General features: G+C 42.7%; 11 protein-coding genes and 1 pseudogene. 4 read left to right on the forward strand and 8 right to left on the reverse strand.

What is annotated here, in order from left to right:
* Positions 1 to 9 precede the first annotated feature (9 nt).
* Complete coding sequence (locus tag RQP50_RS08810; RefSeq protein ID WP_315744871.1) at positions 10 to 777, forward strand: amino acid ABC transporter ATP-binding protein; 768 nt, start codon at positions 10 to 12, stop codon at positions 775 to 777.
* A 362-nt stretch (positions 778 to 1,139) separates the two neighbouring features.
* Here the strand turns inward: RQP50_RS08810 and RQP50_RS08815 are convergent, their stop codons facing one another.
* Entirely contained in the window at positions 1,140 to 1,469 is a 330-nt protein-coding gene (locus tag RQP50_RS08815) for a DUF2834 domain-containing protein (protein ID WP_315744873.1), read from the reverse strand.
* A 975-nt stretch (positions 1,470 to 2,444) separates the two neighbouring features.
* Between RQP50_RS08815 and RQP50_RS08820 the strand changes: the two genes are divergently transcribed.
* A complete protein-coding gene (locus RQP50_RS08820; protein WP_065293284.1) occupies positions 2,445 to 2,795 on the forward strand; it encodes a YciI family protein in 351 nt (116 codons plus the stop codon).
* 280 nt (positions 2,796 to 3,075) lie between these two features.
* Positions 3,076 to 4,968 (forward strand): squalene--hopene cyclase, encoded by a 1,893-nt coding sequence (shc, locus tag RQP50_RS08825; RefSeq protein ID WP_315744876.1) that lies wholly within the window; start codon positions 3,076 to 3,078, stop codon positions 4,966 to 4,968.
* A gap of 133 nt (positions 4,969 to 5,101) precedes the next feature.
* Here shc and RQP50_RS08830 read toward each other — a convergent pair.
* The 6 genes and pseudogenes from RQP50_RS08830 to RQP50_RS08855 form a co-directional block, all read right to left on the reverse strand.
* A pseudogene (locus RQP50_RS08830) lies at positions 5,102 to 7,048 on the reverse strand (prolyl oligopeptidase family serine peptidase).
* Between the two features lie 127 nt (positions 7,049 to 7,175).
* Positions 7,176 to 8,054: an S-layer homology domain-containing protein gene (locus RQP50_RS08835; protein WP_315744878.1), complete on the reverse strand. Its 879-nt coding sequence runs from the start codon at positions 8,052 to 8,054 to the stop codon at positions 7,176 to 7,178.
* 311 nt (positions 8,055 to 8,365) lie between these two features.
* Positions 8,366 to 10,717, reverse strand: coding sequence for a S9 family peptidase (locus tag RQP50_RS08840; RefSeq protein WP_315744879.1), 2,352 nt, complete (start codon positions 10,715 to 10,717; stop codon positions 8,366 to 8,368).
* Positions 10,718 to 11,127: 410 nt separating this feature from the next.
* On the reverse strand, positions 11,128 to 11,730 hold the full coding sequence (locus RQP50_RS08845; RefSeq protein WP_315744881.1) for a YdcF family protein: 603 nt from the start codon (positions 11,728 to 11,730) through the stop codon (positions 11,128 to 11,130).
* Between the two features lie 106 nt (positions 11,731 to 11,836).
* Entirely contained in the window at positions 11,837 to 13,114 is a 1,278-nt protein-coding gene (locus RQP50_RS08850) for a S41 family peptidase (protein ID WP_315744883.1), read from the reverse strand.
* Positions 13,115 to 13,481: 367 nt separating this feature from the next.
* Positions 13,482 to 14,663, reverse strand: a complete 1,182-nt coding sequence (locus RQP50_RS08855; protein WP_315744885.1) for a serine hydrolase domain-containing protein — start codon at positions 14,661 to 14,663, stop codon at positions 13,482 to 13,484.
* A 168-nt stretch (positions 14,664 to 14,831) separates the two neighbouring features.
* Between RQP50_RS08855 and RQP50_RS08860 the strand changes: the two genes are divergently transcribed.
* A complete protein-coding gene (locus tag RQP50_RS08860; protein WP_315744887.1) occupies positions 14,832 to 15,275 on the forward strand; it encodes an Lrp/AsnC family transcriptional regulator in 444 nt (147 codons plus the stop codon).
* 84 nt (positions 15,276 to 15,359) lie between these two features.
* Here RQP50_RS08860 and RQP50_RS08865 read toward each other — a convergent pair whose 3' ends face one another.
* Complete coding sequence (locus RQP50_RS08865) at positions 15,360 to 16,574, reverse strand: MFS transporter (protein WP_315744889.1); 1,215 nt, start codon at positions 16,572 to 16,574, stop codon at positions 15,360 to 15,362.
* Between the last annotated feature and the right edge of the window lie 200 nt (positions 16,575 to 16,774).

Genomic DNA, 16,774 nt, shown 5'->3' on the forward strand with positions numbered 1-16,774 from the left:
GAGCAACATATGATTACAATCGACAATTTGCATAAAAGCTACGGAAATACCGATGTGTTAAAAGGGATCAATCTTCAAATCGATAAGGGTGAAGTTATTGCCATCATCGGCCCATCTGGCTCAGGAAAGTCCACCTTTTTACGTACGCTCAACTTATTGGAACAGCCTCAGAGAGGCACGATTACCATCGATGGTGTTCAAATCAACGCGGAGAAATATACGAAGAAGGAGGTCTATCAGCTGCGACAGAAAACGGCAATGGTGTTCCAGAATTATAACCTTTTCAAACATAAAACAGCTCTGGCGAACGTTACGGAATCCCTAATCGTCACTCGCAAGATGAATAAAGCGCAGGCTGTAGAGATCGGCATGAAATTGCTGCACGAGGTCGGATTGGAAGGCAGAGAGCATCATTATCCGGCCGTGCTCTCAGGTGGTCAGCAGCAGCGAGTAGGTATCGCCAGAGCATTAGCGCTTGATCCCTATGTGATCTTATTCGATGAACCTACATCGTCATTAGATCCGGAATTAGTGGAAGAAGTGCTGCATGTCATTAAGGAAGTTACGAAGAAAAATACGACCATGATTATCGTTACGCACGAGATGGATTTTGCTCGAAATGTAGCCGACCGCGTCATTTTCATGGCTGATGGTCACATTATCGAGGAAGGAACACCCGAGGAGCTATTTTTGCACACGCAAAATGAAAGAACCAAGAAGTTTATTAGAAATTACGTTAACACGCTCAATGGATATTCAACGGAATATTCGATATAAAGCCTCTCTTCTCCATGTTACAACGACGCTGCTGGCATCATCATTGTCAGCAGCGTCTGTGCAAGTAATAAAAAGTTCACTTCTAAAAGGGATATTTCACATACATTAGATGGTTCTATTAATTGGCCATCCATCTGCATGGAGTAAATATAGTATTAGACCGAGTAGCATCAAGCTGTTGCCCATAAATGCTCCACAGCCGTTGCCTCGTACTTTAATTTTCCGTTTTTTACTACATGTTATGATTATGAGGTTGAGCCCTTTTTCCGTAAGATAATTTTTGTCTATCACAAATGTGACCACATTAATTCCCCCTATCTGCAGCCATTCCAGCGACTTTCAGAGATATTTTATACGTAGGGTTATTCAACTGTCGTCTTTTCCAAATGCAGCTCTCGCAACAATAAAAACATAGGCAGCCCAAAAGAAACTCCTACAGTTAATGTGCCAAGTATCGGAATCCAGCACAAACTCATTTTCATCCCGGTTCGTTTTCCCTCGTATCGAATGAACACTAATAATACGATCACAGATACAATGACATCTAACCAGGCAAATGAGCCAATTCGGGTTCTCTCTGCTTCTTCGATAAGCAAAGGTAACTGCAATCCATGTTCGTATATCCAGGGAATGAGCTGAGAGTACGGCAGCACAATCCCAAGCAACGCTAAAACCCCATATAGAACCTTCATCTGATTCCCCCACTAAAATAATGACATCAGCTTTATGGAAAAAGCCTATGGCTTCACAGCACTCCAGATGTATTTTTGTTCCTTGAACCCAATTCTCCCGTTGATCATGTTCTCCTCTAATTTCTTAGCGAGCTCATCCTTCATTTCTGGTTCGGTATAGTCTGGATTTCCAGGTATGTCAGAGAGGATCACCAAACGGCATATCTGATTTGGTCGTGGCATAAACAAATGTAACGTTTTGAATCTCGGCCGCCTCCTCATTCGATATTCACAGGCATTTGCATAATTAAACCTTCTATGACCAAGGAATAACTGCATATATCATACTATTGGATTCCATATTGAACCATATTCGAAAAATAGCTGGAGTACAAGCCTTGAATCACAAAAAAAGCCTGCAACAATTATTGCAGACTGATTCATCGGTGTTTCCTCATGATGTATTCCATTAACTCATACTGTCAGAAGAAAATAAAGTTCTAGACTGAAAAATAAAGTGGTAGACTGACGATACTTCATTAAGTTAACGGGCAGAATTACACAATACAGTCGCCCAGGGCTGTGATAAAATAGCACAATAAAACATGGTCAAATTTGTAAAACGATCGCACGCACTGACAGTATATTATTGTTCGGTCGTGTTACTCTGTTCATAGAAGGAGTTATGCCGCCCTGGGCCAGAATTTTCAGCCTTACATCTTGCCCAATTCTATTTATATCCAACTCATTGAAGCCAAAATTAAGAACTTGTGTCATTGCTTCGGTTATTAAGAGCATATCCAATTTCAGTACGGTGATGGGCTCCGTAACTCCCATTTTACACGAAAACTCGCATGAGCCTTTTTTTACTGCTGCATTTCATATTACAAGCTGTCTTTTAAAAAAATTTTTTTCAAAGTGTCGATTTGAAGATACCGGTTCGTTGTATTTATTAAGAGGTCAATTTTTGCTTTTAAAAAGAAGGAGGAGATTTTTATGCTGTTTATGTTGATTGTCAAAGCCTCGAAGAATTCGGAAGCCGGAAATCTTCCGAGCCCTGAGCTCATGGAAGCCATGGATAAGTACAATGAGGAATTAGTTAAGGCAGGCGTGCGGGTTATGGCGAAAGGACTTCATCCAAGTTCAAATGGGATTCGCCTTTCGTTTCCGAAACCAGGGGAAAAGCCAGTGGTTACGGATGGCCCATTTACGGAAACGAAAGAATTGATTGCCGGGTTCATTCTGATTGATGTGAAGTCGAGAGAAGAAGCCATCGAGTGGGCCATGCGGATGCCGGACCCGCAAGGACATGGGGAAGGTCAGATTGAATTGCGGCAAGTATTTTAGTAGGCTTTGTACATTTGAAATCATAAACATCTCGCTAAGCTAATGAGAACGTTATTTCAATGGAACAGCGACAGTCTAGGACTTTATTCTCTCGTCCTTAGCTGTCGCTGTTCTTATTTCTCAGGTCAGTCTAAAACTATTTTATGGAGTCTGGTGGTATGACCAGTATCTTGATCATATTCGGAGCCATCGGATTCCCTGTACTTATTGAGATTAAAGGATATGTCCCCCTGCCCACCCTCATATAATTCTAAAAAACCACCCCGGAGGTACCATGCAAATGAGTGATGTGCTAAGAGCAGTGGATGATGAAATAGAGCGGCTGACGAAAACACTTATTCAACAGCAGCGACAGGATGGATCCTGGCGTTTTTGCTTTGAAAACGGGACGTCAGTTGATGCTTATGTGATTATTCTCTTTCGATTGCTGAACGTTCCGAATGAAGAGTTGATTAGGCAGCTGCATAACCGGATTCTTGCCGCACAGCAGCCAGATGGCTGTTGGAGACTGTTTGCCGATGAAGAAGAAGGAAACTTGTCCGCTTCGGTTGAAGCCTATTACGCCCTGCTTTATTCCGGGTACAGCCAGACGGCAGACGAACCTATTCAGCGAGCCAGGCGATATATTTTATCCAAAGGCGGTCTCGGAAAAGTGTCCAACATCATGACCACAGCCATCCTCGCCGCCACAGGTCAGAGGAAATGGCCTGCATCCATCTCGTCCATTCCGATCGAGGTTGTTCTTTTTCCAACTTATTTTCCGATTACTATTTATGATTTCTCAGGATACTCAAGGGTTCATCTTATCCCAATGCTCATTATGGGCGACAAGCAGTTCTCGATGAGCTCCGCTCATACGCCAGATCTATCTGATCTTTATGTTCGAACGATGGACGAGGAAGATCCTCTCCCCCGCAGTTTCCAGGAGATACAAAACATGATAAAGGAAGGGCTAAAACTGCTTATCGGCACCCCCCGTTATATCCACGAAGCAGCTACAACCAAGGCCGAGCAGTTCATGTTAAAAAGGATTGAAGCCGATGGTACACTCTACAGCTATGCGAACAGTACAATTCTCATGATTCTCGCCCTGCTTGCCCTAGGGTATGATCAGCAGCATCCTCTCATCACCCGTGCCATTCAGGGACTTACCGACATGCAGTTCCATTATAACGGGACAACTACAATGCAGAACTCCCCGTCAACCGTATGGGATACCGCTCTGCTTGCCTACACATTGCAGGAAGCCGGAATCGCCGCTGATCATCTAACGATCCGGCGTGCCGCCACGTATCTGCTATCCAAACAGCAGGATAAGACTGCCGATTGGAGCATTCATAACCCGGACACCATTCCCGGGGGCTGGGGATTCTCGGAGACCAATACGATCAATCCCGATGTGGATGATACAACCGCAGCTCTACGGGCGATCAGGAGGTTATCTAATACCAATTCTACTTACCTGGAATCTTGGAATCGCGGACTGAATTGGGCTCTATCCATGCAAAATAAAGACGGAGGCTGGCCCGCATTTGAGAAAAATACAGACAACGAAATACTCACCTGGCTCGCCATAGACGGCTCCAAATCTGCGGCCATTGATCCCTCGGAGGCTGATCTTACTGGGCGCACATTAGAGTATCTCGGGAACTTTGCCAGACTCGATAGCCGGCACGAATTCATCAAACGGGGAACAAATTGGCTAGTTCGCCACCAGGAGAAGGATGGATCCTGGTACGGGAGATGGGGCGTTTGTTATATTTACGGTACTTGGGCGGCACTGACGGGATTGGCAGCGGTCGGCCTTCCAGCTAACCATGAACCCTTACAACAAGGAGCCCGTTGGCTTATGGACATCCAAAACCCGGACGGCGGTTGGGGCGAATCCTGTCAAAGCGATCGGCTGAGGCACTATGTGCCCTTAGGGGAAAGCACTCCTTCTCAAACCGCATGGGCGTTAGACGCCTTAATCGCTGTTCAGACACAGCCAACACCAGAGGTCGATCAAGGAATCCATAGACTTATCGCATTACTCCATGAAGACAACTGGAAGAGCACATATCCTACAGGTGCCGGCCTCCCCGGTTACTTCTATTCTCATTATCACAGTTATCGCTACATCTGGCCTCTTCTGGCGCTAAGCCACTATAAGAAGCGGTATGGAAATCCATAGAGCTAAAAAAGAACGGCACCGCATTCGCTGCGGTCCGTTCTCGTTTTTCCATTGGGGGTGTCACAACTATCGCATGATTTGGAACTACGATTATTAACTTGAGCACTATTCTGTGAGGATATCCATTTATTAATCATAAAACCCTAAAATCTTTCATACTTTCTCCAAGAATATAGTGCGAGAACCACATCAAATTCTGCTTCATAATAGCCACATTAATTCCTGGCTGGTCAGAACTATAGGCCATTCCTTTAAATATAATGAATTCTGTATCAACTCCCATATCCCTTAATCCTTGATATAGCTCATATCCATTTGAAATTGGAATTCTTGCATCCTTTTAGCCATGTTGGATTAAGGTGGGCGTACAGGCTGATTTAATATACGTCATTGGTGATGTTTTCGTATATATCTCTGGATCATTCCATGGATTATTTCCTAAATGCATCTTAATAAAGTAAGGTATATCTGTATTTACATAATGGGTACTCCAATTTGTAATTCCACCCCCAACTGAAATAGCTTTAAATCTACTACTATATGTAGAACAGAAAGCTGATATATATCCCCCGTTGCTCCATCCCATAACTCCTACACTATCTTTATCTACAATCCCTTTGTCTACTAGACTATCCACTCCAGATATAACATCATCGTAATCGGAAATTCCCAGTTTTCTATAGCTTGCTTGTAAAAATTCATTACCATAACCAGAACTTCCCCTGTAGTTTGGTTCTAAAACGATAAAGCCTTTTTCAATAAACTGTTCAATCGGATATTTCTCATTAAAACAGCCTGAAAATATCGGAAAGGATGCCCAAGCCGGGCCACCATGGATTACCACTAATAAAGGATATTTTTTATTTGCGTCAAACCTTACTGGGGTTGATAACACTCCTTCTATTTCAAGACCATCACTACTTTGCCATGAGATTATTTCCCTGTTACTTGTAAGCTTTCCTTTGAAAAAGCTATTTTCATTCGTTATTTTTTTATCGTCTACATAGATTTCAAAAGTTTCATTTGTTATAGCTTTATTATAGGATATATGATTGCCATCCATTGTTATAGAAGCGTCCATTATAAAGCCATCTACTTTTTCGCTTACCTTTTCCACAGTGCCATCCTCAGATAGCAACCCAATAAGATAATTCGTTTTATTCTGCCATCTAATTAAGATTCCTTTAGCTGTCCACCGTAATGGAACAACCGTACTATCAAAATCTGTTAAAGGTTGAATTAGCTCTCCATTATTAATATCATATATCTCGAGCGTACTGTCTTGTATATGGGTCTTATAGTATTCCTTCTCCCTTATGCTTGCCGAGTAGCATATTTTGCTGCCATCAGGAGAAAAACAGACGCTCCCTCCCAACAACTTATCTATATTCATCTTTTGCAGCTCGCCAGCTTTAATATCTAGTATGTATAGATCTCCATTAAAATAATCTCCCATATTTGGGCTTGGTGTAGCCATTAATACAGCCTTTTTCCCATCATTTGAAATATCAAATTCACGGACATGAAAATCCTTACCATTAGTTAGTTGATAAACAACGCTATTTTCGTTTTCTATTTCAATGTAATATAAACAATTATTCTGGTGTTCCTTACCTACATGATGGAAATCTCCATATAGTTGCTTACGTTTCTTTAACGTCTCTGATTCTTTTGCCTGTGCAACATAATAAAAACCCTTGCCAGTAGGCTCCCATTGGAATTTACTGACCCCTTCTTTCTCATTAGTAATTTGAACCCCACTATGACCATCTATCGACTTAATAAAGATCTGATTTTTCTTATTATCCCCGTCACCGACTGGGCTAAGGTATGCGATATCTCTAGAATCTGGAGACCATAATGGGTATGTACTATCTATATCCCCAGTTGTTAATAGATAACTCTGCCCCTTATCTTTTTCATATATCCATACATGATTCCTATATATATTGTCTTTCCAGTTAGCTGTCTTCTTGACAAATGCTACGTTTTTGCCATTATCACTTATATTTGTACCTGATAAGGTTGGTAATGAAATAATCTCTTCTATACTTAGATATGCTTTTTCATTCATTTCCATTAATCCCCCCCTCGTAGTGCCTAAAGATACGCTTTTAAACTCTCCATACTATATTCGGGGTATTATTCAACTTTCCTACCCGGTAGCTTAGCAAAATGAGCAGGCTTCGGCAGCCTGCTCAACAATATTAGCCTTGGAATGGAACAGTGGGTGGTTTTACTAGCCCAAGTACAGCTTTGTAGTCCGAAGGTATATAAGTCACAGCTTTTAACTCCGTGATGACTTGCATGTACATTTTGTCAGGATCAGGCTGCACGACTCTATATTGAATAGTGGCCACGCCTTTCGAGAATTGGATGCCCGTGATCTCGAGTCCATATCCAGAGTGAGGGGCCAGGGCGGATAACGTAACTCGTGTGACAGAATCCGTTTCTTTTTCCGAAGTGATTTTTACTTGGTTGAGATCGGAAGTATCAGGTGTTTCCGGTTTTGTGTTTTTAATGAATGTTAACGTTTTGCGGATCATATCGGCAGCTTCTGCGCGGGTGATATAGCTCTTAGGATAGAAGCGTTGCTTGCTATCTAGGGATACGATCTTGGCAATAAGCAGCTTCTGAATACTGTCCATGTATCCGTCTGTCACCTGGTCGGCATCCGAAACGCTTTGGAAAATTTCGATCCATGCATAATTTCCTTTATGGCTTACTTGCCCAAATAGCCATTTGGCGAATTGCTCCCGTGTGACTTTAGCAGAAGGATTAATGTCTTTCGCAATGCCTAGCCCGTTATATTGAGCGATGATGAAGTCTTCCGCGTATGAAGAGTTGTTTTTAACCTTCGTATAATAGTCGGTTGCCTCCGGTTTCTTGATAAATTTAATATTGTCGATGTTTAAATCCAGGCCTTTTACGATCATTGTCACTGCTGTTGCCGCGTTCAAGCTTTCTTTCCCGTCTTCCTTACTCTGATTGTTCTCTTTATGAGCAAAAGCGGAACCGCTAATGCCCATGCTGAAGACGGCGATTAACATGAGTAAAATCAATGGCTTTTTCATTACATGTCTCATCTTGTTTCCCTCCGCATATCTTTATTATTCCCCTAGACGTGAATGTGCTGAAATATGTTACATAGATGGAAAAATAATAAACCTCTTAATCGACTCCATATCACAAAGGATGTAAATTCATCATTTCCGTTCGAGAAAATGTCCATAAAAAGAGAAAAGGGACGCCCACAACCTTGCGGGCGCTCTCCATTGATTTCGGCGTTGACAAAGTATGTTCTACATAAACACCTTGTTCAGCAACTCGAATTGCTATACGCTTATAGCTTTCTCTCCGCTTCATGGCTACGCCATGCTCCTCGCCTATGGATACCTTATTTGCTCTGCGGTTTCAAATTTTTATCCAAAAACTTGATCATTGTACTGAAGAAATCGATCAAGTTCTCTTCGCTAGTGAAGCCATGTCCTTCATTATCCTTGACCATATACTCCACTTGCACGCCGCGTTTTTTGAGTGCTTCGACAAGTTGGTCGGATTCTGCTTTGTTCACCCGCGGATCATTCGCCCCTTGAGCCACGAATAATGGAGTTACGATCTTATCGACGTGGAACATCGGCGAAACTTGCTTCAGCATTTCTTTGTCCTTTTCGACATCGCCGACACGTTCGTTTAAGAGATTTCTCATGGTCTCCCAATACGGTGGGATCGATCCCAAGAACGTGAACATATTCGATACACCTACATAATCAACAGCAGCAGCATACAATTCCGGCGTTTTCGTAATGCCCGTCAAGGTTGAGTATCCGCCAAACGATTGGCCATAAATACCAACTCGTTTCGGATCAGCAATCCCTTGCTGAATCGACCACTTCACACCGTCAGTAATATCATCTTGAATTTTCAATCCCCATTGTTTATTTCCTGCATCCCTAAAGGACTTCCCATACCCCATTGATGCACGAAAATTCACTTGAAGTACGGCATACCCGCGGTTTGCGAGCAATTGTGCTTCCGGGTTGAAGCCCCACGTATCACGTGTCCACGGTCCACCATGCGGATTTACGATCATCGGCAGGTTATGAGGCTTTTTATTTTTCGGTAATGTTAAGTAACCGTGAATCGTCAATCCGTCTCTGCTCTTGTAAGAGATCGGATACATATCAGCCATCTGATCTGGATTAAGCCACGTACTCAGATTACCTAAGGATGTTAACTCACCGGATACATTATCGTACAAATAATACATCCCATAAGTTTTGTCATTCGAAACACTAACGATCAGCCTCGTCATATCCTCGTTATAATCATTTAGCCCGATTTCACTTTCACTGACGCCAAGCTTCTGCTGCAGCTTGCGGTACATCGCCTCGAATTTATCATCGAAAAACGCCAAATGCGCTTTATCTGTCACATAAACAGCCGCCAGCATTTTATCTTGATTTTTATCGTAATATGCTTCAGTTACGTCAACTTCCGGATGCTGATACAGAACTTCTTCCTCACCCTTTACATTCAGCTTGACGAGCGCCATCTTGTCCCGACCATTATTGGAGACTGCATAGATCGATTTACCGTCTGCCGAGAAACCAAGCGGATTCATCGCATCCCCGTTATTTAACGTAACCAGCGGTTTGAACGCCTCTTCCTCCGTATCGCGGTACAACAATGTACTTACGACACCGTCGCTTTCAGAAGCGAGCCGAATCTTACCTTGACGATCAGCTACCCATGCCGTAATGTTCCCTGGGTTTTTGGCGATCAGCTTCGTTTCCCCTGTCTTTACATTCAATTTATATACATCGAAGATGGCAGCATCTTCTTTATTCATCGAGATCAGAATTTCGTCTTTCACACCAGATAATTCGCTCACGAGTTGAACACTGACCTTGTCGTAAGGCGTCAAATCCACTTCCTTATTGCCATTAAAAGTGGACGAATACACATGGAAATTCTCGTCTCCGCCCTTATCTTTGCGATATAGAATGTTATCGCCTTTCCAGAAGAAGCCGGCGATATCGCGATCTTTCGAGCTTGTCACGCGAATAGGCTCGCTTTTCTCACCGATTTTCTCTACAAACACATTGGAACGGTTCTCCCAAGTACCCGCATAAGAAAGATACTTGCCATCTGGAGAAAGCTCATACCCAAAGCTGCCCGGACTCCGAAAGAAGTCTTCCACGGAAATTTGTGACACACCTCTGTCGTCCATCGTTGCTAGCATTTTATTTATGTGATTTTTAAGCACAACAGCCGCTTGAGCTACAGTCACTGGCTGATCTTCGTGTAAGCTTCCATCTGCATTCCCTTGAATGAGCCCAAGTGCCTTGGCGCTTGTTGCATATTCGGCCAAGCTCGTTTCTCCCTGTTCCTTGCCGAGTGCCCGCACCATCATGCGTGCCATCTCGCCGCGTTTGATCGGAGCGTCAACGGAAGTGAATTCTCCTTCCTTCAACCACCCTTTCTCGGAAGCAACCTTCATCGGATCGATGCCATGTTGATAGGTAAGCGATACTACCGCATAGCGGATAAAATTTTTAACAGAAATCGCTTGATTTTGTTGTACCCCTTTATCAACGATTCCCTTCGTTGCGAGTACCTGTACTTCATCTTGATACCATGGTGCTGCTTGTTTCGCTCCATCCTGTGCCATGACTGACACGGGAACGGATACGGCCATAATAGCCGCAATCGCTGTGGAGACTAGTCTTTTTTTTCTTGCATTCATGATTTAAGTTTCCCCTCTCTGCTTAACGAATATCGATTTGATCAATTTTGCGCATTGGTCAATTGAATCGTTCATACTATATGCTCCATACTCTTTTCTCCATACTCTCTCCCATAACAATATCCTACAGGACGTAATCTTCTTTTTTCTTACTATACTCTTACGAATTTCTTAAGCTGACTCTATGTGCGATAATTGCCACTGTTCAAAAACATATGTGTTCAAGTAACTATCCATGAAGCTGATTTTAGCCTCTCTCAGACCACGAGCCAATTTTTGAAGATCGGTCAAACTATCCTGCCCATCAGCATAATAAAATGAGCAGACTGCGGTAGTCTGCTCAACAATGTAACGTATTCAACTATCGTGTCCCTTTAGCCTAAACAATCTACCTGAATCAAAGCTTTCGTTCATCTCAATTCATCAAGATTAAAGTCCATAATATCCCCATGCTTCGCGTAGTGTATCAATCCATTGACTTCTTTTTGAACTCTTTTCGTTCCATTTTCATACTTCCACCAATTATCTGGCCTAGTTGTTTGATCTAATACTGGATGAAAACTATATTCAAACCATGAAGGCGCATACCTTAAAAAGGTTAAATGACATCTTCGCATATGATAAAAGGCCGTGCAGATCAAAATTCGCTTCATATTATTCAGCCCGATATGATTATCCAATGCAGCTAAGGATTCAATCACATTCTCCTTCGTATTGGTTGAAATCGTCTCTATAATGATCGCATTCTCCGGGATACCTCTTTCTATCGCAAACGATCGCATGGATTCAGACTCGATAAATTCCCCATTATATCCTCCTGAGAAGAGCAATCTAGACGAACGTCCCTGGAAAAACAGCTCCACTGCAGCTGGCGTTCTATATTTATTGCTCGTTCTGCTAGACGGCACAACAATACAATCGCACTTAGCGTCATCATCTCGTATTCCCTGAAACAAAATCTGATGTGCGAGCTCCTTGGATACCTCTCCTTCTTCTAACTCAGATAGATACAACGTTGTCCCTCCTCTCTTAATCATATATATGCAAAGTGTCGCTCGAAGGGCAAAATAACGATGTTTTCGGGCATTTTACGTGACTCGAAAGTCTATCGTACACCCCTTAGCTTCTATTAATTAATTTCAAGGCTTGCTGTAAATCTATATCTTCTTCAATATGTTTAGGTGTCCATTTGATATAGATATCTGGCTGAATCCCTTTTCCGTGTATTGGGTGTACTTCGGTTTTCTGTTCAAGTCTTGATATGGGATAATATAGAGTAAACTGATTGTCCCAATTGATACTAACTAAGTCACTATAATCATTTAGTCCCATAGTAGCACGTCCTACTATTGTTACTTTGGATGATCCTTTACTAGTCCCCACAAATTCCTCACCGGCACTTGCACAATAATAGTCCGATAATATAATTACATTTTCTGGGTTATCTTCCCCTTCAAAATCGTTTACTCTGTCAGCTATAAATTCTGAAAAATCAAAAGCAACAAATCCTTGATTTCGATAGGTTTTAAATTGATTTTCACCACACTCTAGCATTTTAAGCGTATCTTCATCATCTGTTGAGCTTCGAACTTTCTCGGCAAATTTTAAAAATAGCTCCACATTACGATCAGAACAATTAAATTCTCGTACTTTCAGTTCAGTACTTGGTTTTTCTCCTTCTTTATAAAAATATCTCACTAAAGAATTACTAGCATGAGCATTCCCTCCGCTATTATGTCGGACATCAACAATTACATTTTTGCTTGCAAGGAGGTCATCCTTATGCTTTTCAATTAGATTCACGATACGATCGGTATCTCCAAAATCAGAAAGGGTTACTAATAAAGTGTCTTCGTTAATAGAACGAATATCATAAGTTGACTTTTTAGGAGTTCGTCGATATAAATTCAATTCCAGTTCAACTACATCTCCATTCTCATTAATAAGCTCAAAATACGTAGCCTTGTTTAGGATTTCATCCCATTCCTCTCTCTCCGGATGAGATTCTCTAAGCATTGCACGTTGCTGTTTTCTTATCGAAGAAATCGATTGTCCGTCAATAGAAACAATTCTTGCCCCTTTTCCAAATCTGTTCTCTTCATGAACCTCTGTTACGTATAAGGTGTCTTCGTAATTTCTTACAGTAAAACCACAAGTTTTAACTTCTACCTTTTCTGAATGATGTAAGTGAAAATACATATGGCGATCTTGGAAGCTAATAAGATATTCATTCACAATTTCAGCAAACTGTTGTGGTGTCATTAATTCACTGGATTCAAGGCGCTCTATTTTTTCTGTAAAATAATCAGGATTATCCCAGCCTTTTTTCTCCTCATACCCTGCATAATCCTGATGCATGATAGATACAATCTCAGCAAATATATTTACGTATTTCAATTTATATTTCCCCTCCGTATCTTTATTAGACAAAGACTCTCATCGAATAGTTTGGTTATACTCGAACATTTTATGATCTCTTTTCGGCTTCAACATCAAATATCTAACGCCAGTCATTACATCGCATGATGTGACCAGGAGGATATTCAAAAGCACACTCATTAATAAGTGAATAGTTAAGCTTCCGACTAATAGTCCCCCTTTGTAAATAAACCCGACCCTAGATAGCTTACCTCTTAGGTCGGGTCATGTATTTACACAGCTTTTTCCATTATTATACATCTAGTGGAATAGGAGCACAAGGTGTCGAATCGGGAAGTAGAATGACTGAAAATTATTTAGAGAAATAAACTATTTGTTCAATGCGTTAATCAGCAAGATTATTTTTCTCCTGCTGAATACCGGCATAGACCGCCTCGCAGATATCCGTCGTAAATCTACCAGACATCCCCTCCAGTGCAATATTCGTAAAGGCCACAACACTTAGCTCTTCCTGTGGATCAACAAACCAAGAATGACCGTACGTACCGCCCATCCTCCACGATCCTGGTGATTCAGGCGTGTTCGCAGCTAGCGGATCCTTCAGCAATGTAAAACCTAATCCAAATCCTCTCCCAGGCCAAAACGGCATATTCAGGTCACCAATTTGATTGGTTGTCATTTCAGCAACCAGCGCTTCTGGAAGAATAGGTGCACCGCCTAGTCGCAATGTTTCCAGCAGCTTAAGGAAGTCTCCTGCGCTGCCAATCATACCAGCCCCGCCGGAAGGATAAGCGGACTTATCGAGTGCCCGATTAGGAGCAAGCTGAAAACCAGCTGTCCCTTCTACAAAAGGTATGGCATCCATTTCGAGCAAGCGGCGAGGTTCCCCAGGATGATCTGCATAAGCAGCTGTAAGTCTCGCTTCATCTACGGCTACAAAAGCCGTATCAGTCATCCCAAGCGGTTGTGTAACGAGTCTTTGAACGGCTTCACTGAGAGGCATGCCCGTCACTTTTTCAATTACAGCGCCCAGTACGTCCGTTGCTATCGAATACCTCCACATTGTTCCTGGTTCATATAGAAGAGGCACTGATGCGATCCTCCTCAGATTTTCCTCTAATGTGATTCTTGCTGCGTCCATACCATCGGATACACCAGCTAATTCATAGGTTCCGTTATCCTCTTGAAAGAACCGATAGGTTAGCCCGGCCGTATGTGTCAGCAACTGATGAACTGTTATAGAAGCATGCCCCCCATTTGGCAAGATGGGTCGAAAATACGGAAGCCACGTTTCCACCAAATCGCTAAGCTGTAATTTCCCCTGTGAAATCAAAACTAAAGCCGCTACAGAAACGACTGGTTTCGTTACCGATGCATACCTAAATAAAGCGTCTTCTTGCATCACCCGCTGCTGCTCTCGATCAGCAAGCCCTGCTGCCCTATTGAATACCAGTTTTCCTTTCCATGTAATTTGAACCACAGTACCCACAATTCTTTTTTCCGAAAGTGTGTGATCAATGACATTATTTACGAATGATTGCAAATGATTTGTCTCGATGCTGCGCATATTCTCATTCCTCTCCAGGCGTAGTTGTTGATTCATTCAAGCTTGTGCGTTTATTATAAAAATAACCTCCTTCTTTTAACATAGGATGTTAAAGCTTCTTACTTCAAAATACGATGATTATAAAGGTAATTCTCAAGAATATCGTTGAACTCTAAGGAGGATCTTCCCGTGGACGAAATTGATCATCACATTCTGTTTCAATTGCAAAATCAAGCGAGATTATCAATGACCGACTTGGGCAAATTAGTAGGCCTGTCTCAGCCAGCGGTAACGGAGCGCGTGAAGAGAATGGAGGAAAAAGGCGTTATCGAAGCGTATCGTACCGTAGTATCCCCACCTAAAGTGGGCAGAGCTTGTACGGCCTACATGCTTTTTCGAACGAGGGATTGCTTTGCCTTCTTAGATTTTTGCCGTGCAGCTCCTGAAGTCGCAGAGTGTTATCGAATCAGTGGCGAACACAACTATTTATTAAAAGTATTGACAGACTCCACGCATGGTTTAGAAGCGTTTGAAAATAAGTGCGATCCTTATGGCACCTATACAACCCTAATTGTGATGTCATCCCCTATTGCATATAAAAATCTAATTGAGGGGACGAATTTGCTTGCGTAGTACGTTTCGGTATTTTAACTGAGGCAGAACACACAAAAGGAATCCTCATATCGGATTCCTTTTTCAGTATTCGTTTTCGTATTTTTATGCTTTTTCTTTGGAGAACGCGGGACTTTGAACCAACCAGGCGACAATTAGAGCAGGGAGTAAGAGGATAAACAGGGACCCTGGTAGAAAATTTGCCCCTAGCAACTCAAGCAGGAGCGCACCGCTCACTCCTCCTCCACCAATGGCAAGATTCCACACGGTTACAAGCATGGATTGAGCAACATCAGAACTTTCGCCCCCTGCTTGGGCAATTGCGGTCTGCAGCAAGGTGGCCGCCCCACCAAACGTAAGTCCCCACACCGCAACAGCTGACAGAATAATGATCGGTTGTTCGCTGCCAATGCCCATGGCGATCGAAGCCAACGCGAATCCTGCAAGGCTGATGATCACGAGCGTTCTCAGAATACGGTCTATCAGCATCCCTACAATCCATAAACCGAACACCGAAGCAATGCCGAACACCAGCAACACCAGATCAGTTCGATTGGCAAGTAAAGTACCAGCTAGATAAGGAGCAATATAGGTGTAAAGTATGTTGTGCGCCAACACCCAAGTGAACACAAGAAACAGGGTTGATCTCACACCAGGAAGTTTGAAAATCTGGAAGAGTGGAAGTTGTTTGCTTGCTTGTTCCCCTTCGTAATCGGGCAGCCTCCACTGTACCCAGACAAGTAAGAAGGTGGTCAATATAGACAAGGAACCGAAAATCATTCGCCATCCGATATGAGTACCTAATAAGGTTCCGATAGGCACACCTAGCGCTAATGCTAATGGCGTTCCAACCATGGCTATGGCCATTGCTTTCCCCTTCTGTGAATCAGGCACCATGCGACGGGCGTAGCCTGCGGTCATCCCCCATAACACGCCAGCTGATACCCCAGCCAAGAAACGAGCCACAAGGGTCAGACCATAGGAAGTAGAACATGCAGTTATCGAATTAAATAGAAGAAAACCAATAAGACAAAGCAGCAACAGCGGTCGGCGTCTCCATCCACGAGTAGCCGTTGTTAACGGAATGGCGGCAATCAGCGAACCGATCGCATATACCGTAACTAGCTGTCCAGCAAGTGACTCCGTGATCTGGAGATCTTGTGCGATTTGTGGCAAAAGACCTGCTGGCAGACTTTCCGTCAGAATGCATATGAAGGCTGCCATGGCCAGCGCTAACAAACTAACGATCGGAAGACGGTTTGCAGGCACTTCGTTAGAGCTGTTTTGGGATGCAACCCTCGTTCTTGTGTTTACAATCATGCCAAGTCTCCTTTATCGATGGTTTTCATGCTTCGGGTTTAAGCATATAGAAAACCGTCGCAAATTGGCATGCAAGATTAAAGGAATTGGCAACAATCTTCCGTCATAATTCAGTTATTTTTCTGTTATTTCATTTATAATAAATGCAAAAAAAGGCGGCATCGTTAGATACCGCCTTCCGACTTACTTGTATATCTCCA

Source organism: Paenibacillus suaedae (genome assembly GCF_032337355.1).
GTDB lineage: Bacteria > Bacillota > Bacilli > Paenibacillales > Paenibacillaceae > Paenibacillus_B > Paenibacillus_B suaedae.

Excerpts from the sequence above, each read along its gene's own strand:
- RQP50_RS08865 (WP_315744889.1), bottom strand. The coding sequence starts at position 16,574 with ATGATTGTAAACACAAGAACGAGGGTTGCATCCCAAAACAGCTCTAAC.
- RQP50_RS08835 (WP_315744878.1), bottom strand. The coding sequence starts at position 8,054 with ATGAGACATGTAATGAAAAAGCCATTGATTTTACTCATGTTAATCGCC.
- RQP50_RS08855 (WP_315744885.1), bottom strand. The coding sequence starts at position 14,663 with ATGCGCAGCATCGAGACAAATCATTTGCAATCATTCGTAAATAATGTC.
- RQP50_RS08820 (WP_065293284.1), top strand. The coding sequence starts at position 2,445 with ATGCTGTTTATGTTGATTGTCAAAGCCTCGAAGAATTCGGAAGCCGGA.
- RQP50_RS08815 (WP_315744873.1), bottom strand. The coding sequence starts at position 1,469 with ATGAAGGTTCTATATGGGGTTTTAGCGTTGCTTGGGATTGTGCTGCCG.
- RQP50_RS08840 (WP_315744879.1), bottom strand. The coding sequence starts at position 10,717 with ATGAATGCAAGAAAAAAAAGACTAGTCTCCACAGCGATTGCGGCTATT.
- RQP50_RS08810 (WP_315744871.1), top strand. The coding sequence starts at position 10 with ATGATTACAATCGACAATTTGCATAAAAGCTACGGAAATACCGATGTG.
- shc (WP_315744876.1), top strand. The coding sequence starts at position 3,076 with ATGAGTGATGTGCTAAGAGCAGTGGATGATGAAATAGAGCGGCTGACG.